This is a genomic window from Bartonella sp. HY328, from assembly GCF_025449335.1.
Lineage (GTDB): Bacteria > Pseudomonadota > Alphaproteobacteria > Rhizobiales > Rhizobiaceae > HY038.
On sequence record NZ_CP104883.1, the window covers coordinates 565,840 to 589,753 of the forward strand.

General features: G+C 41.6%; 27 protein-coding genes. 10 read left to right on the forward strand and 17 right to left on the reverse strand.

The annotated features are described in order from the left end of the window. The first annotated feature begins 18 nt into the window (after positions 1-18). The 6 genes from pobA to N5852_RS02325 all read left to right on the forward strand — a co-directional run bounded on the left by pobA (position 19) and on the right by N5852_RS02325 (position 6,045). Positions 19-1,191, forward strand: a complete 1,173-nt coding sequence (gene pobA, locus N5852_RS02300; protein WP_262098759.1) for a 4-hydroxybenzoate 3-monooxygenase — start codon at positions 19-21, stop codon at positions 1,189-1,191. A gap of 100 nt (positions 1,192-1,291) precedes the next feature. Then, positions 1,292-2,464, forward strand: a complete 1,173-nt coding sequence (locus N5852_RS02305) for an ABC transporter substrate-binding protein (protein ID WP_262098760.1) — start codon at positions 1,292-1,294, stop codon at positions 2,462-2,464. Positions 2,465-2,688: 224 nt separating this feature from the next. Continuing rightward, on the forward strand, positions 2,689-3,555 hold the full coding sequence (locus tag N5852_RS02310) for a branched-chain amino acid ABC transporter permease (RefSeq protein WP_262099664.1): 867 nt from the start codon (positions 2,689-2,691) through the stop codon (positions 3,553-3,555). Further along, positions 3,552-4,586: a branched-chain amino acid ABC transporter permease gene (locus N5852_RS02315; RefSeq protein ID WP_262098761.1), complete on the forward strand. Its 1,035-nt coding sequence runs from the start codon at positions 3,552-3,554 to the stop codon at positions 4,584-4,586. The genes N5852_RS02310 and N5852_RS02315 overlap by 4 nt, the downstream gene beginning before the upstream one ends. After that, positions 4,583-5,332: an ABC transporter ATP-binding protein gene (locus N5852_RS02320; protein ID WP_262098762.1), complete on the forward strand. Its 750-nt coding sequence runs from the start codon at positions 4,583-4,585 to the stop codon at positions 5,330-5,332. Before N5852_RS02315 ends, N5852_RS02320 begins: the two co-directional genes overlap by 4 nt. Continuing rightward, on the forward strand, positions 5,329-6,045 hold the full coding sequence (locus tag N5852_RS02325) for an ABC transporter ATP-binding protein (protein WP_262098763.1): 717 nt from the start codon (positions 5,329-5,331) through the stop codon (positions 6,043-6,045). Before N5852_RS02320 ends, N5852_RS02325 begins: the two co-directional genes overlap by 4 nt. Positions 6,046-6,135: 90 nt before the next feature. Here the strand turns inward: N5852_RS02325 and N5852_RS02330 are convergent, their stop codons facing one another. From N5852_RS02330 to N5852_RS02360, 7 genes are all read right to left on the reverse strand, one after another. Further along, positions 6,136-6,423 carry a DUF2312 domain-containing protein gene (locus tag N5852_RS02330; RefSeq protein WP_182418376.1) on the reverse strand — a complete coding sequence of 96 codons (288 nt, stop codon included), beginning with the start codon at positions 6,421-6,423 and terminating at the stop codon, positions 6,136-6,138. Between the two features lie 279 nt (positions 6,424-6,702). Next, positions 6,703-7,482, reverse strand: coding sequence for an N-formylglutamate amidohydrolase (locus N5852_RS02335; RefSeq protein ID WP_262098764.1), 780 nt, complete (start codon positions 7,480-7,482; stop codon positions 6,703-6,705). 57 nt (positions 7,483-7,539) lie between these two features. Beyond that, positions 7,540-8,013: a YcgN family cysteine cluster protein gene (locus N5852_RS02340; protein WP_262098765.1), complete on the reverse strand. Its 474-nt coding sequence runs from the start codon at positions 8,011-8,013 to the stop codon at positions 7,540-7,542. Between the two features lie 271 nt (positions 8,014-8,284). Continuing rightward, positions 8,285-8,410 carry a type B 50S ribosomal protein L36 gene (gene ykgO / locus N5852_RS02345; protein ID WP_182419567.1) on the reverse strand — a complete coding sequence of 42 codons (126 nt, stop codon included), beginning with the start codon at positions 8,408-8,410 and terminating at the stop codon, positions 8,285-8,287. Positions 8,411-8,716: 306 nt separating this feature from the next. Beyond that, a complete protein-coding gene (locus N5852_RS02350) occupies positions 8,717-9,790 on the reverse strand; it encodes a 5-(carboxyamino)imidazole ribonucleotide synthase (protein ID WP_262098766.1) in 1,074 nt (357 codons plus the stop codon). Positions 9,791-9,792: 2 nt separating this feature from the next. Next, a complete protein-coding gene (gene purE / locus N5852_RS02355) occupies positions 9,793-10,290 on the reverse strand; it encodes a 5-(carboxyamino)imidazole ribonucleotide mutase (protein WP_262098767.1) in 498 nt (165 codons plus the stop codon). Positions 10,291-10,368: 78 nt separating this feature from the next. Next, positions 10,369-10,575, reverse strand: coding sequence for a YdcH family protein (locus N5852_RS02360; RefSeq protein ID WP_262098768.1), 207 nt, complete (start codon positions 10,573-10,575; stop codon positions 10,369-10,371). A 309-nt stretch (positions 10,576-10,884) separates the two neighbouring features. Between N5852_RS02360 and N5852_RS02365 the strand changes: the two genes are divergently transcribed. Next, positions 10,885-11,055: a YdcH family protein gene (locus N5852_RS02365; protein WP_262098770.1), complete on the forward strand. Its 171-nt coding sequence runs from the start codon at positions 10,885-10,887 to the stop codon at positions 11,053-11,055. A gap of 103 nt (positions 11,056-11,158) precedes the next feature. Here N5852_RS02365 and N5852_RS02370 read toward each other — a convergent pair whose 3' ends face one another. From N5852_RS02370 to rpmE, 5 genes are all read right to left on the reverse strand, one after another. Further along, positions 11,159-11,821, reverse strand: a complete 663-nt coding sequence (locus tag N5852_RS02370; protein WP_262098771.1) for a hypothetical protein — start codon at positions 11,819-11,821, stop codon at positions 11,159-11,161. Positions 11,822-12,147: 326 nt separating this feature from the next. Further along, complete coding sequence (rplS, locus tag N5852_RS02375) at positions 12,148-12,534, reverse strand: 50S ribosomal protein L19 (RefSeq protein ID WP_182418384.1); 387 nt, start codon at positions 12,532-12,534, stop codon at positions 12,148-12,150. A gap of 179 nt (positions 12,535-12,713) precedes the next feature. Beyond that, on the reverse strand, positions 12,714-13,412 hold the full coding sequence (gene trmD, locus N5852_RS02380) for a tRNA (guanosine(37)-N1)-methyltransferase TrmD (protein WP_262098772.1): 699 nt from the start codon (positions 13,410-13,412) through the stop codon (positions 12,714-12,716). A 23-nt stretch (positions 13,413-13,435) separates the two neighbouring features. After that, positions 13,436-14,026, reverse strand: coding sequence for a ribosome maturation factor RimM (gene rimM / locus N5852_RS02385; RefSeq protein ID WP_262098773.1), 591 nt, complete (start codon positions 14,024-14,026; stop codon positions 13,436-13,438). Positions 14,027-14,346: 320 nt separating this feature from the next. Then, entirely contained in the window at positions 14,347-14,568 is a 222-nt protein-coding gene (gene rpmE, locus N5852_RS02390) for a 50S ribosomal protein L31 (protein WP_182418387.1), read from the reverse strand. A 155-nt stretch (positions 14,569-14,723) separates the two neighbouring features. Between rpmE and N5852_RS02395 the strand changes: the two genes are divergently transcribed. Beyond that, positions 14,724-16,523 (forward strand): ABC transporter transmembrane domain-containing protein, encoded by a 1,800-nt coding sequence (locus N5852_RS02395; RefSeq protein ID WP_262098775.1) that lies wholly within the window; start codon positions 14,724-14,726, stop codon positions 16,521-16,523. 77 nt (positions 16,524-16,600) lie between these two features. Beyond that, entirely contained in the window at positions 16,601-17,959 is a 1,359-nt protein-coding gene (locus tag N5852_RS02400; protein WP_262098777.1) for a bifunctional folylpolyglutamate synthase/dihydrofolate synthase, read from the forward strand. A 6-nt stretch (positions 17,960-17,965) separates the two neighbouring features. On the opposite strand, the gene N5852_RS02405 is transcribed toward N5852_RS02400, so the two are convergent. From N5852_RS02405 to N5852_RS02425, 5 genes are all read right to left on the reverse strand, one after another. Further along, positions 17,966-18,499, reverse strand: a complete 534-nt coding sequence (locus N5852_RS02405; RefSeq protein ID WP_262098779.1) for a metallophosphoesterase — start codon at positions 18,497-18,499, stop codon at positions 17,966-17,968. Positions 18,500-18,611: 112 nt separating this feature from the next. Beyond that, on the reverse strand, positions 18,612-20,195 hold the full coding sequence (locus N5852_RS02410; protein ID WP_262098780.1) for a phospholipase D family protein: 1,584 nt from the start codon (positions 20,193-20,195) through the stop codon (positions 18,612-18,614). 361 nt (positions 20,196-20,556) lie between these two features. Continuing rightward, positions 20,557-20,886, reverse strand: coding sequence for a CdiI-like immunity protein (locus N5852_RS02415; protein ID WP_262098782.1), 330 nt, complete (start codon positions 20,884-20,886; stop codon positions 20,557-20,559). Between the two features lie 74 nt (positions 20,887-20,960). Then, entirely contained in the window at positions 20,961-21,923 is a 963-nt protein-coding gene (rbsK, locus tag N5852_RS02420) for a ribokinase (protein WP_262098784.1), read from the reverse strand. A gap of 99 nt (positions 21,924-22,022) precedes the next feature. After that, on the reverse strand, positions 22,023-22,778 hold the full coding sequence (locus tag N5852_RS02425) for a molybdopterin-synthase adenylyltransferase MoeB (protein ID WP_262098786.1): 756 nt from the start codon (positions 22,776-22,778) through the stop codon (positions 22,023-22,025). Positions 22,779-22,973: 195 nt separating this feature from the next. Between N5852_RS02425 and gshB the strand changes: the two genes are divergently transcribed. Beyond that, positions 22,974-23,906 (forward strand): glutathione synthase, encoded by a 933-nt coding sequence (gshB, locus tag N5852_RS02430; RefSeq protein ID WP_262098788.1) that lies wholly within the window; start codon positions 22,974-22,976, stop codon positions 23,904-23,906. The last annotated feature ends 8 nt before the right edge of the window (positions 23,907-23,914 follow it).

The window sequence follows — 23,914 nt, forward strand, 5'->3', positions numbered from 1 at the left end:
CATCATTTGGGAGGAAAAATGAAAACGCAAGTTGCCATTATTGGCGCAGGTCCTGCAGGTCTTTTGCTTGGGCAATTATTGCACAAGCAAGGCATTGATACTTTAATTATCGAGCGCAAGTCGCCGCAATATGTGCTATCTCGCATCAGGGCAGGTATTTTGGAAGATGGCACAAGAAAACTTCTTCATGAAGCTGGCGCAGGTATTCGCATGGAGCTGGAGGGCCATGTGCATTTTGGTGTTGAGCTTGCCTTTGATGATGATGTTCACCGCATTGATTTTAGCGAAACAGTACATAGTTCAGTAATGGTTTATGGCCAAACTGAAGTCACCCAAGATTTAATGAAAGAGCGTAAAAATTGCGGTGCGCCAAGCATTTATGAAGCTGATGATGTCGTCATTGAAAATTATCAAGGTGATAATTGTCGCATTAGTTTTAAAAAGGACGGCGTCACCCATCAGGTTGAAGCCGATTTTATTGCCGGTTGCGATGGTTTTCACGGTATTAGCCGGCGCACTGTGCAAGAAAAAATAGTTGAATATGAACGCCTTTATCCCTTTGGCTGGCTTGGATTATTAGTTGATGAGCCACCAATTGCCGATGAATTGATTTATTCCAATAGCAAGCGTGGTTTTGCTCTTTGCTCGCAGCGCTCTCTCACAAGAAGCCGCTATTATTTGCAAGTTGCCTTAACCGATCATGTTGAAGATTGGACTGATGCCGCTTTTTATGATGAATTACGCCAGCGCATACCACAAAAATATGCTGATAGGTTGCAAGGTGGCAAAAGCCTTGAAAAAAGTATCGCGCCTTTACGTTCTTTTGTTGCTGAACCTTTGCGTTTTGACCGGCTATTTCTTGCCGGTGATGCTGGTCATATTGTACCTCCAACCGGAGCTAAGGGCTTAAACCTTGCCGCAAGCGATGTACGCTATTTATGGCAGGCTTTCACTGAATATTATATTGAAAAATCCAATGCTGGCATTGATGATTACTCAAAAAAAGCTTTGGCACGCATTTGGAAAGCTGAACGTTTTTCTTGGGCAACAACCATGATGATGCATCGCTTTCATGAATTAAGTGCCTTTGACCAAAAAATGCAACGCACCGAGTTTGATTATCTTGTGTCTTCAAAAGCGGCACAAAAGGTTTTTGCCGAAAATTATACAGGTTTACAAAGTTTAGATTGAATGAAATGCTTTTGAGAGCCAAACAAGAAAATTCAAACAAATAATATGGCAAGGAATGAGGGTCAATTACTGAATTTAAAATAAAAAATTGGGAGGAAACATGAAACGCTATTTTATTGCATTACTGGCAGGCTTTAGCCTTGTGGCGGGCGCAGCTTACGCTGATACGATTAAGATTGGTATTATCGGACCATTTTCTGGGCCTTTTGCGTTGCAAGGTAAAAATTTTAAAGCAGGCATTGATACTTATATTGCTGAGCATCGCAATAAGATCGGTGATGATACAATTGAAATTATCTATCGTGATGTGCCAAGTGCTGATCCTGCCAAATCAAAATCGCTTGCGCAAGAATTAATTGTGCGCGAAAAAATCCAATATATTGGCGGTTTTTTCTTTACCCCTGATGCCATGGCTGTCACCCCCTTATTAAAACAGGGCAATGTACCGATGGTTATTATGAATGCCGCAACTTCCAGCATAACCACCCAAAGCCCTTATGTGGTGCGCACATCTTTTACCTTGCCGCAAGTGGTAACACCGCTTGGCCAAGTGGTGATGAATAAAGGCACTAAAAAAATCATTACAGTTGTAAGTGATTATGGCCCCGGTATTGATGCAGAAAAAGCCTTTATTACCGCTTATCAAAAGGCAGGTGGCGAGGTTGTTTCGTCCTTGCGCATGCCGCTTGCTACCAATGATTTTAGTCCAATTATGCAACGCATCAAGGATTCAGGAGCCGATGGTGCCTTTGCCTTTTTACCTGCTGGTCCAACCACTCTTGGCTTTATGAAAGCCTATGCGGATAATGGTTTGAAGAATGCAAATATTGCGCTCTTTGCCCCCGGTGATTTAACGCAAGAAAGTGACCTACCTGCCTTAGGGGCAAGTGCACTTGGTATGTTTACCACTTTTCATTATGCAATTTCCCATGATTCACCAGAAAATAAACGCTTTGTTGAAGGTGCACAAAAAGCAATTGGCAACCGACAAGAATTATCCTTCACCGCTGTTGGCGCCTATGATGGCATGCATGTCATTTATAAAATGATTGAAGCGACTAATGGCAAAAAAGATGCGCAAAAGGCGGTTGATGCGGTAAAAGGTATGGCATGGATAAGCCCACGAGGGCCTGTGTCAATTGATCCTAATTCTCGCCATATTACCCAAAATATTTATCTGCGCGAAATTGCCAAGGATGATGCTGGACAGTTTTATAACAAAGAGATTGAAACCTTTGAAATGCAGGGTGACCCCGGCTTGGAGCAGAATTAGAGCGTTTTATAAAAAGTGTGAAGCGGTTTTCGGATAAAAATGCGGTGTAAACAATGGATTAGAGCGCTGATCTCATCCAATCAGATCGGCGCTCTAATTGTAAAGAAACGGTTTCATCATCAGTTAGAGCATGCTTACTTAAAAATGCTAAAATGGCTGGCTCTTATATTTTGTTGTGCGTGTAAAACGACTTTTATCATATAATCCATAAGGGGAAAGATGTGTTGCAAACAATAGCAAGCATCGGTGTTGATGCATTTGCCTATGGAACGGTTTTATTTATCATTTCCATTGGCCTATCACTCACTATGGGCTTAATGCGTGTGGTTAATCTTGCCCATGGTGCCTTTGCCATGATTGGCGGCTATCTTGCCGCCTATGGGGTCAGCGAACTCCATTTAAACTATTTTGCGGCAATGGCATTGGCGATTTTTATCACAATTTTGATTGCTATTCCGCTTGAGCGTTTTTTATATCGCAGAATTTATGGTGCGCCCGAACTCACCCAAGTGTTAATGACCATTGGCATCACCTTTGTGATTATCGGTATAACCAATTATCTGGCTGGCCCAACATTAAAAACCATTGCCATACCAGAATTTTTGCAAGGTTCGGTTGATATTGGTTTCCGCGCTATTGCTGCCCAGCGGCTATTTGTTATTGCCTCTGGCATGATTATTGCTCTTAGTTTGTGGTTGTTAATTGAACGTACGCGTTTTGGCATTAAGCTGCGTGCCGCGGTGGACAATGCCAATATGGCACAAATCTTAGGCATTAAAACCCAAACTATTTATACTTTAAGTTTTGCCCTTGCCATTGGTCTTGCTGCCTTTGGTGGCATTATTGGTGCGGAATTATTGCCGCTTAACCCCTATTATGCCATGCGCTATATGGTGACGTTTTTAGTGGTGGTGTCTATTGGCGGTGCTGGATCAATACCGGGAGCTTTGATTGCCTGCCTTTTACTTGGCGCGATTGATACAACCGGCCGCTATATTGTACCTGAATATGGCGAATTTTTCTTCTATCTTGCGGTGATTATCATTGTCATGTGTTTTCCGCGTGGTCTTGTTGGAAGGATGAAAAGATGAGCGATCATAAATCAAAAGATAGCACTTCCCCAATAATGCACGAGGCTAAGATATCTCGTTACAAAGTGCCAAAACGCTTAAATTTTGCAACCCCAACCGTTCTTATTCTTATCCTTAGCATAGGGTTTATTGGCTTTTATGTCTTTCCTGACAATCTTGCATTATTGACCCGCATCATATCTATTGCACTATTGGTTTTATCGCTTGATCTTATTACTGGCTATTGCGGTATTGCAACTCTAGGTCAAGCAGCATTATTTGGCACCGGTGCTTATGCAGCTGGCATAGCTAGCGCCCATTTTGGTATTCATGATCCCATTTTAATGACCCTTATTGGCCTTATTGCTGGCGCATGTGCCGGACTAATATCGGGTGCAATTATTCTTCGCGCCCATGGGCTTGCACAACTTGTGCTCTCTATAGCAGTGGTGCAATTATTTCATGAAATTGCTAATAAAGCATCGCAATGCACGGGCGGCAGTGATGGGCTTGGTGGCATCAGTGTTGATGCGCTTTTGGGTATTTTCGAATTTGATCTTTGGGGGCAGACGGCGTATTTATATGGCTTATTTTTGCTTGTCCTCGTTGTTTTTATACTTATTTTCATTGTGCGCTCGCCCTTTGGGTTATTATGTCAAGCCATTAAGCAAGATCCTGTACGGGTTGAGGCTATGGGTGCATCCATCCGCTCCAATCAATTACGCATGTATATTATAGCGGGTAGCGTTGCTGGCATTGGCGGCGCTTTAAATGCTATTTCAACGCAAGTGGTTGGTCTTGATAGTTTAAGCTTTACCCTATCGGCAGAATCCTTGGTTATGTTGGTGGTTGGTGGTACCGGCTCACTTTATGGGGCACTTATCGGTGCGGTTACATTTTTATGGTTTGAACACATCGTTTCGGCTGCCAATCCCTTTTATTGGCTAACCATCATTGGCGCAGTGTTGATAGCTGTGGTGCTTTTTGCCCCGCAAGGACTTTATGGAAGCCTGCAAAAACTATTAAAATTGGTGAGGTTAAAAAAATCATGACGGCGATTTTTGAGGTTTCTGGTCTTTTAAAAAACTTTGGCGGATTAGCCGTTACCAATAATGTCTCACTGTCCATGCAAAAGGGTGACCGCCTTGCCCTTATCGGCCCCAATGGCGCAGGTAAAACAACTTTGGTCAATTTGGTAACTGGCCATTTAAAACCAAGCGCTGGTGCGGTTATTTTGGCTGGCGAAGATATTACCAATACTAAAATTACTAATCGAGTACGTAAAGGCTTGGTGCGGAGCTTTCAGGTAACACGATTATTTAAGGATATGACCCCAGAACAGCATATTGCTCTTGCGCTTATGCAGAATGAAGGCAAAACCAATCGCATCTTTGGTAATTATCGTAAAATGTCGCATATCATGGATGAAACCTATGCAATTCTTGCCAAGCTGCGCCTTGATAGTCTTGCTTTACAAAAGGTTGCCTTTCTTGCCTATGGTCAACAACGTTTGCTTGAAATTGCCATTAGCCTTGCCATGCATCCCAAGGTTTTACTATTGGATGAACCTGCCGCTGGCGTGCCGCAAAGCGAAACGGGTTTAATTGAAGATGCCCTTGCAAGCCTGCCCGATGATCTTGCGGTTTTAATGATCGAGCATGATATGGATCTGGTTTTTCGCTTTGCAAGCCGCGTTATTGTTTTGGCAGCAGGCAGCGTTATTTTTGATGGATCGCCGCAAGATGTCATTCAAGATAGCCATGTGCGAACCGCTTATTTGGGGAGTTATGCACAATGACCGCCTTATCTTTAACCGTTAATGGGCTGAATAGTGGTTATGGGCAAACCCGTATCATTGAAGATGTGAGTTTTGAAGTGGCCAGCGGCTCACGCCTTGCCATTCTTGGTCGCAATGGTGTTGGTAAGACAACGCTTTTTGCAAGCCTTGCTGGATTTACTCGCCATTATAGTGGCACAATAAAATTGGGGAACAGAGATATTAGCAAATTTAGCCCAAGTGAGCGTGCACTGGCTGGACTTGGGCTTGTGCCACAAACTCGAGATATTTTTCCAACGCTAACCGTTGAGGAAAATTTGATTGCTGGTCTTAAACAACGGCCAAAAACCGCAATCGAAGAAGCCTATGCGCTTTTCCCAAGATTGAAAGAACGGCGTAATAATATGGGTGGGCAATTATCGGGCGGCGAACAACAAATGCTATCAACCGCAAGAACTATTTTGGGCAAACCAAAACTATTATTGCTAGATGAACCGCTTGAAGGCTTAGCGCCAGTTATTTGCGATGAATTAATGGCGGCATTGAAAAAAATGGCTCAAAGTAATGATATGAGCATTTTACTGGTTGAACAAAGGATTGAACCAGCATTAGAATTTGCCGATCATTTACTGATTTTGGAGCGTGGCCAAATTGCTTTTAAAGGCACACCGCAAGATTTGAAGCAAGATCCCACCATTATCGAAACTCTGCTTGGCGTTGGTGGTTTACATTAAAGCGCCAATAGGCACCGTTATTTTTTAACAAATAAAAAGCCCATTAAAATCAATGGGCTTTTTTGAAAAAATATTAAATGGCATAGCGCCCTATGGCATGCCTAAAGCATCTTTATAAAGCTGAAGCATTGCTTCTTCTTCCTGACGCTCATTTTCTTCCTTTTTGCGCAAACGAATAATCGCCCGCACCGCCTTGGTATCAAAACCAGAACCTTTACATTCGGCATAAACATCTTTGATATCATCGCTGATGGTTTTCTTTTCTTCTTCAAGGCGTTCAATACGCTCGATAAAGGAACGAAGCTGACCAACAGCTACCGCTTGTGTTTCATCTAAAATATCACTCACGAGACTCTCCACATTGGTGAATTTCAACATAATAATCTTGCGCTAAAAAAGCACAGGAAACTTTTTATAAAGTTAATCAATCAAAGCTATGTCGATTAAATACACAGCAAATTTTCATTGCCTCATCAAAGCTTTTATAAGAAGCTGACTATTGGCAGCATTGTTAAAGCATGGCCGATTGTAGCCGCTTTGATAATGCTCAAATTAGGTTTCCTATTAGCCAAAATGCAGGCATTTGTAAAATTTTAAACGCTAAAAACTGTCATATTAAGGCTTATGCACATTATTACAAAATCTAACTTAGTTCATTCAATAGGCACGTGAGCCAAAATGTTGTACTTCATGCATTTCTTTGCGACTATTTAAATCAATAAGCATTGGTGCCAATCGCTCCGCCCAAGCGTCAACGCCTGCCTCATCAATGATGAGGTCTTGGCGAATCTCAATCAAAATATGGGCATAGCCGTTTTTTGTGCCATTTTTATAAAGCGTATCATTAATTAATGCGCCATCATAAGGTTCATTATCACCAACAACGAGATCACCTTCCTGGCACAGCATATCAAGAAGCGGCAGGGCGGCACGCCCGTCCTTATCCCATAATAAGCCAATATGCCATGGACGGCTTTGACCACGCCAATTGGGAGTAAAGGAATGAAGCGACACAATAAATGGTGCTATTTGGGTTTCATTGGCAATGGTGGATAATTCTTGGGCGATTGCATCATGATAGGGGCGATAAAATTGATTAATGCGCTTTTGTCGCTCTTCTTCGCTTAACGGATAATTGCCAGCAATGGTCGTACCATCTGATATTTGCATAATAAGGGTTGGATCATCCTCGCCGCGATTGGGATCGATCAAGAGCCGCGAAAAGCCACTCATTAAAGCTGGAATGCCAAGTTTTTTCTGCAAAGCTTTTAAAAGTGCTTCCACACCAATATCATAAGCAATGTGACGCTCAAATTCTGATTTTGGCAGACCAAGTGCGCCATATTCTTCGGGTAGATCACGTTTTGCATGGTCGCCTAATAAAAGCATGGCCTTCGAGCGATCAGCTTCTATTTTCTGAAAGGGTGAAAAGCTCATTCTTATTCCTGCTTTATTATTCCCACTTGTCAAAAACTGAGATTACAATAATAAAATCTATGAAAGATTTTTATAAATAATTTCCGTTACATATTGCAAATAGTCTTCAGGATCATGCAATTCATCTTCATGCACAAGCACTTTACCGCGCACCGAAATGCCAGCCTCATGAATGGTTTCACGGCTACCGGAAACAAGATGATGCCACCATTCAAGATCCTTGCCATCGCTAATTAATCGATAGGCGCAATTATCGGGCAGCCATTTTACCGTTTCTATAATTTCTTGGGTTAGCTGGATACAATCAGGTACAATGGATTTTCGGCTGGGGTAATTATTACAAAGGCAGGTTTCACCATTTAACAGTTTGCAGCCAACACTGCTATTATAAATATCACCGCTGTCTTCATCTTCAAGCTTATGCATGCAACACCGCCCGCAACCATCACAAAGCGATTCCCATTCGGCCTTGGTCATTTGGTTGAGAGTTTTATATTGCCAAAAAGGTATTTCTGTACCACCGTGCTTCATAAAAACAACCTGATGAATATAAAATTATATCGTAATATATAGGTTTGAGCCTATAAAAAATAAACCTATTATGCCTTTTATTTATGCTCATCATACTATTTACAACAAATATAATGTGGCAATAAGCTTTTATTAAATGCAAAAAAGCAATTGATAACAAGGCTAATTCTGTCCCATGAAAACTAAAATGGCCCACTCAAAGAGCAGGCCATGATAATTAAAATGCTTGCTGGTTTAACCAATATCTAAATGATATTGACCAGCCACACAATTAACCCTGACGGGCTTTAAAGCGTGGTGCAGTCTTATTAATGATGTAAATACGACCCTTGCGGCGAACCATACGGTTGTCGCGGTGACGGGCCATAAGCGCTTTAAGCGAATTCTTAATCTTCATATCAATCACCGTTTTTTGCAACCCGTCGCCGGGCATAACACAAAAGCCCCAATAGGGGACTCTTAAAATCTGCTGTCTGATAAACTGTAAAGTGCCTATTTGTCAAGCCTTTCCCCGTAAAGATTTTGTTTTTACGAGGCATTTGCTTTAATAAACAGCATTTTTGCCGATAATACAAATTTGCTCATACCGTTTTAACCCTCGTTGGTTGCTGTAGAGAATCAATTCAATGATTTAGCAACCAAGAGAGCCGCCTAATGACTTGAGACATTGGCCTTTTAAATTTGGCCGAGCTCGTGTCAAATATCAAGAAACAAGCCGCGTAAAATGCCCCATTTTACGCCCTTCACGAACTTCGCTTTTACCATAAAGGTGAATTAAAACATCCGGCTCATTCACTAATTGTGGAAGGCGCTCTACATCATTGCCAATAAGGTTTTCCATCACACAATCGCTGTGACGCTTTGGGTCGCCTAACGGCAAGCCAGCAACGGCGCGGATATGTTGCTCAAACTGCGATATGACGCAGGCAGCCTCGGTCCAGTGGCCAGAATTGTGCACACGCGGCGCAAATTCATTGGCAATCAAACGACCATCCGCCAACACAAAAAATTCAACCGCTATAACGCCAACATAATTTAGCGCATGGAGCAAAGTTTCAACATATTGGCGGGCTTGATTGGCTGTGTCATCAGAAATGGCTGCCGGAATAGTAGAACGGCGCAAAATGCCATCGCTGTGACGATTTTCGGGGATGTCGAAGAATGCAACCTTGCCATCTTGCGAACGCGCCGCAACGACTGAAATCTCGCGGCTAAAATCAACAAAACCTTCAAAAATTGCTGGTTGATTGCCAATATCTGCCAAAGCGCTCTCGGCTTCTTTTTCATCTTCACTGGATATCCGCACTTGCCCTTTGCCGTCATAACCAAAACGGCGCGTTTTTAAAATGCCCTTTCCCCCGCAAGCAGCAATTGCCGCCAAAAGTGACGGAAGATCATCGACGGGGCGCCAAGGTGCAGTAGTGATTGCACATTCATTGAGATGTTTTTTTTCCAAAAACCGGTCTTGAGCAATTTCAAGTGCGGCTGGGTGAGGTGCGATAGTGTGATTTTGCGCCAATTTATCGATGGCTGCCACCGGAACATTTTCAAATTCATAAGTAATAATATCGCATAATTCGCCAAGGCGATTTAATGCAATCTCATCATCAAAGGAGCCAATAATTACATCATTGGCACATTGTGCAGCAGGGCAATCGCTTTGTGGATCAAGAATAATGGTTTTGAAACCAAGGCGTGCTGCTGCCATTGCTAACATGCGCCCAAGTTGCCCACCGCCAATAATGCCAATAGTATCGCCGAGTTGTAGCTTTTTCATCCTTACACCTCGTCTACCGGAAATTCAGCAACGCTGGCGGTTTGACTGGCGCGCCAAACATCAAGACGGTTAGCAAGATCGTCATCATAAACTGCCAGCATAGCAGCACATAAAAGTGCGGCATTTACAGCGCCTGCCTTACCAATAGCAAGAGTACCAACTGGAATGCCAGCAGGCATTTGTACGATGGATAAAAGCGAATCTTGTCCTGATAATGCTTTTGACTGCACTGGCACACCAAAAACTGGTAAGGGGGTCATTGCTGCTGTCATGCCGGGCAAATGGGCAGCACCGCCAGCACCAGCAATAACCGCTTTAAAGCCCGCCCCCTTTGCGCCCTTGGCAAAAGAAACCAGACGATCTGGTGTGCGATGAGCAGATACAATGCGTGCCTCATAGGAAATATCAAGTGCGTCTAGCGTATCGGCTGCGTGGCGCATTGTATCCCAATCGGATTGGCTACCCATGATAATGGCAATATCTGCATTGACCTCTGACATCGACAATTTCCTCTTTATGCGTTGTTAGGGATGGAATAAGCAAGAAGTTAAAAGTTGGGTTGCAATCCATAAATTGCATTATGCAATAATATCAGGAATGATCTGGTCTTCCAGTTTTTGCAATTGATCCTTAATCGCCAGTTTTTTCTTTTTGATCCGTTGAATTTGCAGCGGATCGCAACCTTGTGCGCTCATCGCATTTATTGCAGCATCAAAATCGGCATGATCTTGTTTTAAACGGGCAACAGCTAGCTTCACTTCAACTTGTTCTTGTTCAAAGGCCATTTTTTTCCTGCTTTTTTTTGAAAGCGACTGTTAAAGGCGGAATTACTTAAATTTTAATCAAATGATAGCCAAGGAGTATTTTTGTGTTGTCCGACCACCATGTTTTCGCGCGCATGTTAGCACAATTTTATTGGCAATCAAAACATGCTTTTGGCAATCTAGGTAATATTTGAAAAAAAAGATAAATAAATAAATTTTAATGCACAACCCCCTTGATCAAAATTTAAAAATCCATAAATCTAAAGGGTAAGCAATAATTATTTATTGCAACATAGTATTTAAAGAGTTTAACAAAATGGAGGTACTATAATGACTATATCTGCACATCTTGAAGCATTAGAAAAAAAACATGATGCTCTAGAGGCTGAAATTAAGACAGCTAGTAATGCTCCATCCGTTGATGACCTTGTGGTCGCTGATCTAAAACGCAAAAAGCTTTTAATTAAAGATGAAATTGAAGCACTGCGTGCTGAAGTTTAAAGTTATTTTATCATTAGATAAAAGAGCCGGTTTTAAAAAACACCCTTATGTATCACGGTACATAAGGGTGTTTTAATTTTATAGTATTTAACTATCCATAATCTTAATTATATGCAACATTAAGGTCGTTTAAGACTGTTCTTGCGGCATCAGCGGCCATATAAGTTTCGATTAGCTGCATCATCTTATCAGTTGTTAAGCCTTCATAACCCAATCCTGCCACTGCCACTTTATAAGTTGGCTTTTTTTTGGGAGCGCCTTTGACTTTAGGCTTATGGGCTAAAACTTGTTCTTTATCTTCAAGCGATTTTGCCACCTTAAATTCTATGATTTGTGACAGAAGGCTTATCATTGTCATATTATAGCTGATAACCAAATTCCAAGGAATAAACCTATTGCCTTTGGGTATAATAAACCCCTCAGGGGTTAAGGTAATAATAGGTTTACCCTTACCTAAAAAATTCCTAAACCCTTTAAACAAAGCAATTAGGCTTAAAAGGAAAAGAAATATTGAAGCGCCAATAAAGCTATATATTTCTTTATTAGTAAGTTCATGACTTATAGAAATAATAAAGACAAATATTGCTATTGATATGATGAGAATTGGAAAACCACAAAAGAAGGATAAAAGGGGTACAATAATACGACCTTGCCGAATAGGACGTATTTCAGTTGCTTGACGTGCAATATTTTTTAACACTATAATTTCTTGTAGTGTAAATTCACTGCTGTTTAATTGACTATTTGTCATAGTATGATTTTCCAATCATGTTTAAATTTATTGTTATTTAAAAATAGTTTTTATTAAAATGCAATTGAACTATCAATTTATAATAAGAAAATTAGTAAATGAATGGATTTCGCGCTTTAATCTTAATTTGAATATTAAAGGTACTGCGCATGTCATATATTAATTTTTGAGCAATTATAATTATCTAGGGTTTGGACCCTAGTATTTGCTTTTAATATTAAGCGTGGCTAATTTTTTTCGTGCTTTAGCGCCATCAATATATGCACCTAAAAGTCATAACCATAAAAAATGCCAGATAGTTTCCTATCTGGCATTTTTAAGAATAAAAACTTTATAAAAGCTTATTTTGCAGCTTTTTTATTGCGATTGTCTTTTTTCTCAACAATACGAGCAGCCTTACCAGTTAGGCCGCGCAAGTAGTAAAGCTTCGCACGACGAACTTTACCGCGACGAACAACTTCAACACCTTCAACAAGTGGAGAATAAACTGGGAATACACGTTCAACGCCTTCACCAAAAGAAATTTTGCGAACGGTAAATGTTTCTTGCAAGCCGCCGCCTTTGCGAGCGATACAAACGCCTTCATAAGCCTGTACGCGTGTACGTGTACCTTCAGTAATACGTACGAGAACGCGAACTGTGTCACCAGGTTGGAAAGCAGGCAAAACGCGCTTTGCTTCAATCTTTGCACATTGTTCAGCTTCGATCTGAGCAATAATATTTGTCATAATGTAAGACCTTCTTGTTCTTCTCAACAAGCCAGAACGCCCAAACACTTGTTTGATAAATATTTATCTTCAAACTATGCCAATTGGCAGGAGCGGATAATCTCGTTATTGATTTTAAGGATCTAGAAAAGTGATTTCTAAAACTTGTGAGTAGCCCTTACACTAGCAAAGGTGATAAATCAAGCTTTACTCGTATTTTTACAATATTTATCCCAAAGGTCGGGCCGGCGTTCACGAGTAATATTTTCCGCCTGCTGTTGGCGCCAAGCATTGATCGCCTTATGATTGCCAGAAGTTAAAACATCAGGAATGGCAATGCCTTCAAACTCTTGTGGCCTAGTATAATGGGGATGCTCAAGGAGATCTGCTTCAAAGCTTTCAACACTTGCTGATTCCATATTGCCCATGACACCGGGTAAAAGCCTGATAATTGCGTCAAGAATGACCAAAGCTGCAGTTTCACCGCCGGATAATATATAATCACCAATTGATATTTCTTGCAAATTTCTCTGATCAATGACCCGTTGGTCAACACCTTCAAAACGGCCGCAAATAAAGGTTGCGCCATCAAGGCCGGCAATTTCATGCGCCATAGCTTGATTAAATGGCTTACCGCGTGGGCTCATTAAAAAACGCGGCAAATGGGCAGGGGTCGAATCAATTGCGCTTGCTAAAACATCCGCCCTCATCACCATGCCTGCACCACCCCCTGATGGTGTATCATCAACATTGCGGTGTCGGCCCGTTGCAAAATCGCGAATCTGGATTGGGTTACACGACCATATTTCCTGTTGTAATGCTTTGCCCGCTAGTGATTGACCAAGAAAACCTGGAAACATTTCAGGATAAAGCGTTAAAATATGAGCATTAAAGGCCATGACAAATGATCCGCTATTTATCGCTAGTTTTTAAGAAGTGAGCTATTGGCTAATTTTTGTGCTTCAGCAAGCTCGGCATCGGTAAATTCATCTTCCTTTTCGCTCACTAAGCCAGCAAGTGTTGGGTCAATGATAATTTTACCACCTGCAATATCAATGGTTGGAATCGCTGCTTGGGTAAAAGGAATAAAGACGAGCTTACCGGTTTTATCGCTCATTTCAATAAGATCACCAGCACCAAAATTATACAGGCTTCGCACTTTGCCTATTGGTGTGTTGTCTAGATCATGGACTGCAAGACCGATGAGATCTTCAAGATAAAATTCATCTTCCTCAAGGTCTTCAGGTAATTGATCACGCTCGACAAAAATTTCTTTGCCATTAAGACTTTCGGCTTTTTCGCGGCTATCAATGCCAGCAAGCCTAGCAACGAGCATATCTTTTTGCGGACGCAGCGATAAAATTTTGATAATATTGCCATTTGCATCAAAAAGCGCGCCATAATCACCCAAAGCGAGTGGGTCACTTGTAAAGCTTTTTATACGCACTTCGCCTTTAATGCCATGGGCTGCACCGATTCGGGCGAGTAATACTGGCTTGTTGAGCTTTACCATGATTTATCCAAACCTTATTTTGACCTATTGAGTTATGTGAAAAAAATAAAATTGCTTTTCATGTTTCATATAGCAGAATGACACAAAAATTAGGCCACAATTTATTTAAACTCATTATTATTTTTAGCCCTGCATTTTATAACGAGCTGATTTTTTGTTTTATAAATCTAAATATAATTAAAAAGCCGCGCAATGCGCGGCTTTTTTAAAATTGTCCCAAATATGCTTATTCTATTTTAAAAATAAAATACAAAACATATTTAGAAGGAAAAATATTTCAATTAGATATCAATGGGTTAATTGAAATATTTGCCAAAGGCTTAGATACCAAGATTACCAAAACGATTCTTGAACTTGGATACGCGGCCACCACGGTCAACAAGACCCTGTGAACCACCAGTCCAAGCTGGATGAGAATTTGGATCGATATCAAGGTTAAGAGTATCGCCTTCTTTGCCCCATGTTGAACGGGTCATGTATTCTGTACCATTGGTCATAACAACCTTGATGGCATGATAATTTGGATGAATGTCAGCTTTCATTATCGTTTCCTGAACTTTATTCCGCTAATCCCAATTTGAGGGGTGCGAACCAACTAATCTTTTGCTAAAGAAAACCTATCTAACATTACAGGCTTTCAAAAATCAGATTCTGCCTATACATCAGCATGACGACGATAACAAGGGCACAAAGTAAAATGGCATTATTTCGCGGCAAAAAAGATGAAAAAAACAGTAAAAACCAAAAAAATGGTAAAAAAACGCGACCGTTAAAGGTACTTTTCCCCTATATCAAGCGCAATCGCGGCATTTGTTTGGGGGCGCTTATTTCATTAATTGTTGCAGCTCTTGTTATGTTGGCATTACCTATTGCCATTCGTCGTATGTTGGATCATGGTTTTTCCGATAGCAGCGGCGAAATGATTAATTCTTACTTTGTTATGATGCTGGTCTTAGCAGCCATTTTAGGTCTTGCCTCTGCTGCGCGCTATTATTTTGTTATTACCCTTGGTGAAAAAGTCGTCAATCATTTACGCAGTGATGTTTTTTCTCATGTGGTTGACTTGTCGCCGGGTTTTTATGATCGCTCTCATTCTGGTGAAATCGTCTCGCGTCTTTCCGCCGATACAACCCAAATTAAATCCGCCGTGGGTGCCAGCGTGTCTGTCGCTTTGCGCAATATTATTATGGCAGTGGGCGCTGTAATTATGATGATTATCACCAGCCCGAAATTATCAACATTGGTATTAATTACCATTCCCATCATTGTTATTCCGCTTATTGCTTTTGGTCGTAAAGTGCGTGTACGAACCCGTAAAGCACAAGATAGGCTAGCGGAGGCTAATGCTTTGGCGGGTGAGCAAATCGCAGCAATCCGCACCGTACAAGCTTTTAATGCGCAAAATTTTGTTTCATCGCAATTTAAGAAATTGGTTGATAAGGCGTTTAATGCGGCGCGCCAATCGGTGCAATCGCGGGCTTTTTTAACTGGATTTGCTATTTTTCTGGTTTTTGGCAGCGTCGTTGCTGTTTTATGGATTGGCTCTAATGACGTGCTTGCCGGCAAAATGAGCGGCGGCACTTTAGGTCAATTTGTGTTATATGCAGTTTTTGCGGCAAGCTCCTTTGGACAATTATCCGAAGTTGGCGCTGAACTTGCACAAGCAACGGGCGCGGCTGAACGTATTGCTGAATTATTGGACGAAAAATCTGATATTACCAAGCCACAAAATGCGCGCGCCATTGCTAAGGATATGGGCGGCAGCGTGCAGTTTGACGATGTTTCCTTTACCTATCCAACAAGGCCGGATTTCCAAGCCACTCATCATTTAAGTTTTGCAGTGGAGCAGGGCGAAAATGTTGCCTTTGTCGGCCCATCGGGTTCTGGTAAAAGCACAATTTTTGCGCTTTTGTTGCGCTTTTATGATCCACAAAGCGGTAAGATTTTTATAAATGGTCAAGATCTCACTTTGGCCGATCCTTTTGATATTCGTGACCATATTGCCTATGTCCCACAAGATGTCGCTATTTTTGATGGTACAATGCGTGATAATATTGCCTTTGGCCGCCCAGATATCAGCATGAGCGAGATTGAAAATGCCGCGCGTGCTGCCAATGCCTATGATTTTATCCATGAATTGCCCGATGGTTTTAATACGCAAGTTGGCGAGCGCGGTGTTACCCTATCGGGTGGGCAAAAGCAGCGTATCGCCATTGCGCGTGCTATTTTGCGCAATGCACCAATATTATTGTTGGATGAGGCAACCTCAGCCCTTGATGCAGAAAGTGAAATGCTGGTGCAAAAAGCATTGGAAAAATTAATGGAAGGGCGCACTACATTGGTCATTGCTCACCGTCTTGCGACCGTTTTAAAGGCTGATCGTATTATGGTCATGGAAAATGGTCACATTGTTGAACAAGGAAAACATGAAGAACTGGTGGAAAAATCTGGCCTTTATGCACGCTTAGCCCATTTGCAGTTTTCAAACCTTAGTTAGATGATGGCGAAGGCTAGAATTTTGGCCTTTTAATTATCGTGAGAATTTTTTTAATTTGTATGCTTAAGAGATAAAATATGACAACGCGGCAAACGGCTGATGATCTTATCAAAGAATTTATGCGCCACCATCCTAAAGGCTTTGACTTGTCTTTGGGACGCATCAGCGCACTTTTAGCAAAACTAGGGTCACCGCAAAATAAATTGCCGCCAATTTTTCATATTGCTGGCACCAATGGCAAAGGTTCTGCCAGTGCCTATTTAAGATCGCTATTGGAAGAAGCTGGCTATGGTGTCCATGTTCATACGTCTCCCCATCTTGTCCATTGGCATGAGCGTTATCGCCTTGCACAAAATACGCGTGCAACCCAAAATGGTCAAAAAACAAGTAGCCAATTTGTTGATGACGCGGTTTTAGCGGATGTTTTACAGCGTATTGGCACAGCAAATGCTGGTGCTGCGATTACCGTTTTTGAAATATTGACCGCCGCTGCCTTTTTGCTTTTTGCCGAGCATCCTGCCGACGCTATTATATTGGAAGTGGGGCTCGGGGGTCGTTTCGATGCGACTAATGTCATCGCAAGTCCAGCCGTCTCGCTGATTATGCCGATATCGTTAGACCATCAAGCTTTTTTGGGCGATACAATTGCTGCCATTGCCGGTGAAAAGGCTGGCATTATCAAGAAAAATTGTCCGGTGGTGATTAGCGCGCAACAAAGCGATGAGGCTTTAGATGTTTTAACTACTATTGCCCAAAAAAATCACGCACCGACTTATATTTTTGGCCAAGATTTTACCGCTTATGAAGAACATGGGCGCATGGCTTTTCAAAATGAACAAGGCTTGACTGATTTGCCATTGCCACAATTAAATGGTGCTTATCAAATTCAAAATGCGGCTAGTGCTATTCAAGCGGTAAAAGTTGCTGGTTTTGCAATTGAAGATGAGCAGATTGCTAACGCTTTACGCAATGTTTATTGGCCGGGGCGAATGCAAAGATTAGCATCAGGTGCATTGCTTGATCATGCTGCAAAAAATTGCGATATTTGGATAGATGGCGGCCATAATCCGGCGGCTGGCGCAGTTACGGTTGCGACATTAAAGAAAATTATGAGTAATCAATATGATCAGCTTTATCTCATTGCTGGTATGATCAACACCAAGGATAGCCAATCCTATTTTGAAAACTTTGCTTGCCTATCGCCAAAGGTCTTTACTGTGCCAGTGCAATCATCCGATGCGGGTATTGATCCAAAGGATCTCGCCGCAATGGCAAAAGCTGCGAAGCTTGATGCGAGGGCAACTGGTTCGATTAATGAGGCTTTGCAGGAAATTGCAATTATAAATGATGAAAGCAAACGCAGTCTTATCTTGATTTGCGGCTCGCTTTATCTTGCAGGCGACGCCTTAGACCAAAATGGCACACCACCGCGCTAGAATGACTTATTTGCCCCAAAGTTTTAACGGCGGCAATGTTTTGCTGCGTTGCTTTATCGCCTCAAGATCTGTTGGCTTATAATCCCATAAGTCAACACCGACATTGATGCTTTTATTGGTGCCTTGCCATTTATCATGAACATGACCAAAAAGATGTAAGTTACCATGGTGGTCACCATTCCAACTTAAAAGTGGATAATGGCAAAGCACTAATTTTGTTTCACCATCACTCATTTCAAAAAGATCATGAATACTTGCCCATGGCAGGCGCTTGACGCTGCTATGATCATGATTGCCAATGATGAGATGTTTTTGCCCGGGAATAGAGTTGAAAAGAGCATTTAATAATGCGGCATCTTTATTTTTTTTGCCGCAATAAAAATCGCCAATGATCCACAGATGATCGTCTTGCGTGACACAGTCTTGCAGATTTTGCAGCAAGGCAGCATCCATATCATCTGTATTTTCAAAAGGGCGATCGCAATAATGAAGGATATTCTTATGGCCGAAATGTGGGTCGGCGGTATACCAATGTTTCATGGCACCAATTTTATCACAGGAAATAGCGGCTCACAATGCACGCTGCACTAAAAAAATCGGCTATTGCATCAAACAAACACAGATAGTTGATATTTTAAGCAAGTCTATAAAACTATAATTGCGATTCAATTGGCAGCCAGCTGATAAATTGCACAAAAAGCCGCCGCCAAATCGATGTTTTGGGGTCATGCTTATAAATCTCAAGCCTATCATCTTCAATATCATGCCAATTTAAATGGTCTTTTTTATCGAGCATCACTTCATAGCTCATATCATCATTGATTTCTTCACTAAAAAGTTGATCCATCATGATAGCAATTTCGCGGCAATCAAATAAAATCCCCATTTCGGTGTTAAGCGATGCCGAGCGCGGATCAAAATTGAATGAGCCAACAAAGCCACGCTCACGATCGATCAAAAAGGCTTTGGTATGTAAGCTTGCATGGCCTGAACCAAAAAGCCGCAAATGATGATGACCACTATCGGCCTTTAGCTCATAAAGCTTAACGCCGCCTTTTAATAGTTTTTTGCGGTAGCACATATAGCCGCCATGCACTACGGCGACATCGGTTGCTGATAAGGAATTGGTGAGAATTTGCACATCGCAACCATCTGCTGCAATTTTGGTTAAATGCTCGCTGCCTGCAACACCTGGAATAAAATAGGGTGATGTTATTTGTAAATTGGTGCTTGCCTCATTGATAAATGGCATTAAAATTTCCATAAGCCAATTATCTGCGCCTTTATTAAGGGCTTTTTCTGGTGGGTCTGAAATAACTTGCACCATATCAGCAGCAATGAGACGACCGTTTTTTTCTAAAAAATGATGAAGTCCTAAATGGTGGTGCAAATAATCAAGATAGGGGCGAGCCTTTGCCGATTTGCGGAAAAGGCGCAATTTGCCTTTCCATTTATCAGGGTTTTTAAGCGTGCGCGGTAGGGTTAGGGCGTGGATTGGCAAAACCACTTCGCTATTCCAGAATGTATCAAAAATGCTTTCAGCATTACGCACCTCTGGCCCAATGAGTATAAGATCAAGATCGCGAAAATTAGACTTCTGCCCCGCACCAAAATAGGCGTCACCAATATTGCGGCCGCCAACAAAGGCAAGGCGACCATCGGCAATAAAAGCTTTATTATGCATACGCCGTGTTACAGTTAAGGCGCGTAAAGCCATTTCCAATCCACGTTGCAAACCATTTTGACGGGTACGCGAAGGATTAAACATACGGATTTCAATGTTTTGATGTTGGTCAAGGGCTACATAAGCGCGATCACGCCCTTGCGCATTAATATCATCCAGAATAAGCCGTACTTTGACACCTCGATCTGCCGCTTCAACAATTTCGTTAAGCAAAAGCCGTCCCGTTACGTCATCGTCCCAAATATAATACATCATATCAAGGCTGCGCTCTGCCATGCGCGCTGCAAGAACGCGGGCGGCAAAAGCATCAAGATTATTAATTAATAGCGACAGGGCATTATAACTTACGCCAAGGCCATTACGTTCATGGGCTATTTTTTGCACCAATTGATCAATCTGGGTTGTATTTTCTTCCAAAGGCAAAGCATAAGAGGGTTCGCCGCGCGCTTGTTTAGCAAAGCGGCCATAAGTATAGACGGCAAGAATGGAGGCCAGTGCAATAATAGCTGCAACGAGCAAAAATATTTTTAAAAAATCAAATATATTATCCATTTGCGTTAACAGTTAAACACTCCGCTATTATATCAAAAACTAAAAAGCATACCAATAATTAAGGTTGGTAATCCATATTTAGGGTAAAGCCCAAGTTTATGATGAAGCCCAAGTTTATGAGGAAGTCTAAGTCTATGATAAAGCTATTACATATTTATGTATTGCTCAACGACTTTCAATCAGTGTTTTTACTGACATAACATTTAGTTGCAATAAGATAAACAATCTTAAAGTTTTTTAGTTTAAAATGAATTACAGATAGGCAAGCAGCTTATTGATTTTTATCTGTTTTTTTATGTGATGCTTGAAATTATTAATATAAAAATTATTAAATTGAATATTTAAAGAGTATTTTTAAGTTTTATAAATATTTTAAAATACGCTCATCATGAATGATGTCCCATAGATATTTGTAATTTTCATCGTTACGTGATGTAAATAAATGTGCAAAATTATATAAAAAACTGTTTAGCTTGTAATGAAATTCCGTTTCAGCTCGGTTAAGCAGTTGGGCAAGATCAACGAGATCGGCCAAACAATCTTGGCTTTCTTCCAAGGTTTTGCCTTTGATATTTGCAATTTTATATTGAATTTCATTTTGAAAAAAATGACAAAGCTCTTTGATCCTCATATTGGCATCGTCATAGAGTTCTAATTCAATTTCCAATGATCTTCTTCGATTAATTTCCATGCATAAATTTCTCTTTTGCATCTAAGGCTTTTAAAGGGGCAATAGATAAACATGCCCCTTGTAATTTGTGCAGTTTAAAATTTTTCACATTTAATATCAGCTTGGCTTTGCAGCAATTGAGTGATTTCGTGCCAAGTTGGCGCAGCTTCTGACGCACCTTTTTTAGTGGTAGCTAAAGCGCCAGCGGCGCCTGCAATACGGATTGCTTCATCAATAGCAAGACCATTGGCAAGGCCGGTTGCAAGCCCAGCATTAAAGCTGTCGCCAGCTGCTACACTATCAATAGCAGTTACTTTAAAGGGGGGTAAAAATCCACGCTCTTGCTTGGTAAAATAGCAAACCCCTTCGCTTCCGAGTTTGATAATAGCAATATCAAGGCCCCGACTTAAAAAAACATCTGCTGCTTCTTTCGCGGATGCGCGGTCATGTGGTCGAATACCGGTGAGTTTTTCTGTTTCCGTTTCATTGGGGGTCATAACATGGGCAAGCTGATAAAGTTCATCTGGCAGGTTTTGCGGGGCTGGTGCTGGATCCATGATAATAATGCCACCAGCATCTTTAACAATTTGCGCCGCTTTTAAAACTGTATCCATTGGCACTTCAAGCTGCATCAACAATACTTTGGCACTTTCAATAATCGGCTTAATGCAATCCACATCGGCAACATTAAGTGCCATATTGCTACCGCCTGCAACAACGATGGTATTTTCACCGCTTTCATTAATGTTAATTGAGGCAATACCGGTCATTTCAGTTGGGTGGACATTTAAGCCAGCAAGATTAAGACTGGTTGCTTCTAAATGCGCGCGTGCATAGCTGCCCAAGGCGTCATCACCAATCCAGCCTGCAAGGCGCACTTCAATACCGCTATCTTGTGCAATGCGGCTAGCTGCAACCGCTTGATTAGCGCCTTTGCCACCAAGGCCCATGGCAAAGCTTTGTGCATGGATGGTTTCACCAGCCTGAGGCAACGCACTAACTCGGCTGGTCATATCAATGTTAATACTGCCAAAAACCGCGATAGATGCTTTGGACATGGGCAATTCTCCTTGATGTGTCTTATGACTAAGGTCAATATTCATTTTTCTTTGTCTATATCTGCAAGGCCTTATTTTGTCTTGCTAAAAAATAAGGCTTTAGGCGGTTTTTCGCTTATAAGAAATGGTATCAAAGCGTGCATTAAGGCCATCATATAGCAGCAATCGCCCAATTAATGGCTGGCCAGCACCAGTGATAAGCTTAATCACCTCCATAGCTTGCAGCGAGCCAATAACGCCCGGTAGCGCGCCAACGACGCCTGCTTGGGCGCAGCTTGGCACTGTTCCTTCTGGGGGTTCTACGGGGAAAAGATCACGGTAGCGCGGATTATTATCCTTATAAGGCATTAAAATTGTAACCGAGCCATCAAAGCGACCAATTGCGCCGCTGACCAAAGGCCGCTCGATATCTTCGCAAAGGTCTGCAAGCAGATAACGGGTTGAAAAATTATCGCAACCATCAACAATGATATCGTAATTTTCAAGCAATTGACGACCATTTTCGTTGGTAAGTCGCTCATTTATTGCATGTATAGTGCTATGGGGATTGATTCTGGCAAGAGCCGTTTTTGCACTTGTTACCTTGGCCTCGCCAATTTTATCGCTGTCATGGATGATTTGTCGCTGTAAATTGGATAATGATACATGATCATCATCAATAATGCCAATAGTGCCAATGCCTGCGGCGGCAAGATATTGCAAGACTGGGCTACCAAGACCGCCGGCACCAATAACTAAGACTTTGGCCGCTTTTAGTCTTTGTTGGCCATGGCCACCAATTTCGGGTAAAACAATATGACGGGCATAACGTGATATTTCATCATTACTTAATTGAATTTCATTTTGTTGCGTCATAATCTACCCTTGAAATATTATATGCGCCACACATTTTAAAAATGAATTTGCGGAGTATATATATTTTTACTATGGTTCGTCTTTTCTACTTGATTTTGTTAAAAATCAAGTGCGCTCACTATATGCAGCAACAATAGCATAATATAAGAAATTAGACCATAATTTTAGAAAATGGGTCATAAAAGGTAGGTTTCAATGAAAATTGCTGTCCAGATGGATCATATAGCTTCCATAAATATAGCTGGTGATACGACTTTTGCTTTATGTCTTGAAGCGCAAAAGCGCGGACATAGTCTTTTCCATTATACACCCGATCGCCTGTCTTTGCGTGATGGTGAGGTGAGTGCTCGGGTTGAAGCGTTGAGTGTACGTGATATTGTTGGCGACCATTTCACCCTTGGTGACGCGCAACGGACAAATTTGGCTGAAATGGATGTGGTTTTGCTTCGTCAAGATCCGCCTTTTGATATGAATTATATTACCACCACCCATATTTTGGAGCGAATCCATCCTAAAACTCTTGTTGTTAATGATCCTGCTTGGGTGCGGAACTCGCCAGAAAAAATATTTGTCACCGAATTTCCTGATTTGATGCCGCAAACACTAATTACCAAAGACCCTTTGGAAGTTGCAGCTTTTAGACAAGAATTTGGTGATATTATTGTAAAGCCGCTTTATGGTAATGGAGGCGCTGGTGTTTTCCATCTTAAAAAAGATGACCGCAATTTAAGCTCTCTTTTGGAAATGTTTGAACAAATGTTTCCTGAGCCTTTTATTGTTCAGCGCTATTTAAACGAAGTGCGCGGCGGTGATAAGCGTATTATTTTGATTGATGGCGAACCAGTTGGTGCAATTAATCGCGTGCCTTCTGAAAGCGATTCGCGCTCTAATATGCATGTTGGCGGCAGAGCTGAAAAGACTGAACTTACCAAGCGTGAGCAGGAAATTTGCGCGCGTATCGGCCCATCCTTGCGTGAACGTGGTTTTATTTTGGTTGGTATTGATGTTATTGGTGATTATATGACCGAAATTAATGTGACCTCACCAACCGGTGTACGTGAAGTTGCCAAATTTGGCGGCGCTGATATTGCAGCCTTGTTTTGGGATTGTGTGGAAAACAAGAAATAGGCATAAAA

Coding starts and splice junctions, on each gene's coding strand:
- pobA (WP_262098759.1), top strand. CDS start 19: ATGAAAACGCAAGTTGCCATTATTGGCGCAGGTCCTGCAGGTCTTTTG.
- N5852_RS02305 (WP_262098760.1), top strand. CDS start 1,292: ATGAAACGCTATTTTATTGCATTACTGGCAGGCTTTAGCCTTGTGGCG.
- N5852_RS02315 (WP_262098761.1), top strand. CDS start 3,552: ATGAGCGATCATAAATCAAAAGATAGCACTTCCCCAATAATGCACGAG.
- N5852_RS02320 (WP_262098762.1), top strand. CDS start 4,583: ATGACGGCGATTTTTGAGGTTTCTGGTCTTTTAAAAAACTTTGGCGGA.
- N5852_RS02325 (WP_262098763.1), top strand. CDS start 5,329: ATGACCGCCTTATCTTTAACCGTTAATGGGCTGAATAGTGGTTATGGG.
- N5852_RS02330 (WP_182418376.1), bottom strand. CDS start 6,423: ATGTTGAAATTCACCAATGTGGAGAGTCTCGTGAGTGATATTTTAGAT.
- N5852_RS02335 (WP_262098764.1), bottom strand. CDS start 7,482: ATGAGCTTTTCACCCTTTCAGAAAATAGAAGCTGATCGCTCGAAGGCC.
- N5852_RS02340 (WP_262098765.1), bottom strand. CDS start 8,013: ATGAAGCACGGTGGTACAGAAATACCTTTTTGGCAATATAAAACTCTC.
- ykgO (WP_182419567.1), bottom strand. CDS start 8,410: ATGAAGATTAAGAATTCGCTTAAAGCGCTTATGGCCCGTCACCGCGAC.
- N5852_RS02350 (WP_262098766.1), bottom strand. CDS start 9,790: ATGAAAAAGCTACAACTCGGCGATACTATTGGCATTATTGGCGGTGGG.
- purE (WP_262098767.1), bottom strand. CDS start 10,290: ATGTCAGAGGTCAATGCAGATATTGCCATTATCATGGGTAGCCAATCC.
- N5852_RS02360 (WP_262098768.1), bottom strand. CDS start 10,575: ATGGCCTTTGAACAAGAACAAGTTGAAGTGAAGCTAGCTGTTGCCCGT.
- N5852_RS02365 (WP_262098770.1), top strand. CDS start 10,885: ATGACTATATCTGCACATCTTGAAGCATTAGAAAAAAAACATGATGCT.
- rplS (WP_182418384.1), bottom strand. CDS start 12,534: ATGACAAATATTATTGCTCAGATCGAAGCTGAACAATGTGCAAAGATT.
- trmD (WP_262098772.1), bottom strand. CDS start 13,412: ATGGCCTTTAATGCTCATATTTTAACGCTTTATCCTGAAATGTTTCCA.
- rimM (WP_262098773.1), bottom strand. CDS start 14,026: ATGGTAAAGCTCAACAAGCCAGTATTACTCGCCCGAATCGGTGCAGCC.
- rpmE (WP_182418387.1), bottom strand. CDS start 14,568: ATGAAAGCTGACATTCATCCAAATTATCATGCCATCAAGGTTGTTATG.
- N5852_RS02395 (WP_262098775.1), top strand. CDS start 14,724: ATGGCATTATTTCGCGGCAAAAAAGATGAAAAAAACAGTAAAAACCAA.
- N5852_RS02400 (WP_262098777.1), top strand. CDS start 16,601: ATGACAACGCGGCAAACGGCTGATGATCTTATCAAAGAATTTATGCGC.
- N5852_RS02405 (WP_262098779.1), bottom strand. CDS start 18,499: ATGAAACATTGGTATACCGCCGACCCACATTTCGGCCATAAGAATATC.
- N5852_RS02410 (WP_262098780.1), bottom strand. CDS start 20,195: ATGGATAATATATTTGATTTTTTAAAAATATTTTTGCTCGTTGCAGCT.
- N5852_RS02415 (WP_262098782.1), bottom strand. CDS start 20,886: ATGGAAATTAATCGAAGAAGATCATTGGAAATTGAATTAGAACTCTAT.
- rbsK (WP_262098784.1), bottom strand. CDS start 21,923: ATGTCCAAAGCATCTATCGCGGTTTTTGGCAGTATTAACATTGATATG.
- N5852_RS02425 (WP_262098786.1), bottom strand. CDS start 22,778: ATGACGCAACAAAATGAAATTCAATTAAGTAATGATGAAATATCACGT.
- gshB (WP_262098788.1), top strand. CDS start 22,974: ATGAAAATTGCTGTCCAGATGGATCATATAGCTTCCATAAATATAGCT.